Origin of the sequence: Pseudovibrio denitrificans JCM 12308, assembly GCF_001310815.1 — a bacterium.
In the GTDB taxonomy this organism is placed as follows: Bacteria; Pseudomonadota; Alphaproteobacteria; order Rhizobiales; family Stappiaceae; genus Pseudovibrio; species Pseudovibrio denitrificans.
The window spans coordinates 1-500 of record NZ_BAZK01000094.1 but is presented as its reverse complement, the minus strand read 5'-3'; the positions used below and the strand labels follow the sequence as shown (position 1 = coordinate 500).

The 500-nt window shown below is 51.6% G+C and carries 1 pseudogene; it reads left to right on the top strand.

Features of this window, described 5'->3' with window-relative positions:
- Positions 1–500: pseudogene (locus tag JCM12308_RS27580) on the top strand (RHS repeat protein); the annotation flags it as partial.

Sequence of the window (500 nt, the reverse complement as noted above, 5' to 3'; positions counted from 1 at the left end):
GGATGGAGTATGACGCCCTTAATCAGCTGACCAAGGTCACCGATCCAGCTGGTTCTGTGTGGACCTACCGCTATGATGGTCTGGGCAACCAGGTCACAGCTTCTGATCCCAATCTTGGCATCTGGACCAAGGAGTATGACCGGGCCAATCGCATCATCAAGCAGACCGACAACAAGGGGCAGGTCACAACCTATTCCTATGACAAGGCAGGGCGGACAAAAACGCGCACAACCGCAACAGTAGCTTCTTCTCCTGTCAACATTATCGAAGGAACATCTGCTGCCAATGTGCTCAAGGGTGGAACTGGTTCTGACGAGATCTATGGTCTAGCTGGCAATGACAAGCTCTATGGCTATGACGGAAACGATAAGCTCTATGGCGGTGAAGGCAATGATATCCTCTACAGTGGATCAGGCGCAGATCTTCTAGATGGCGGCAGTGGTTCTGATCGTGCAGATTACTCATTGTCTCCATCTGGTGTGTCCGTGAACATGGCCACA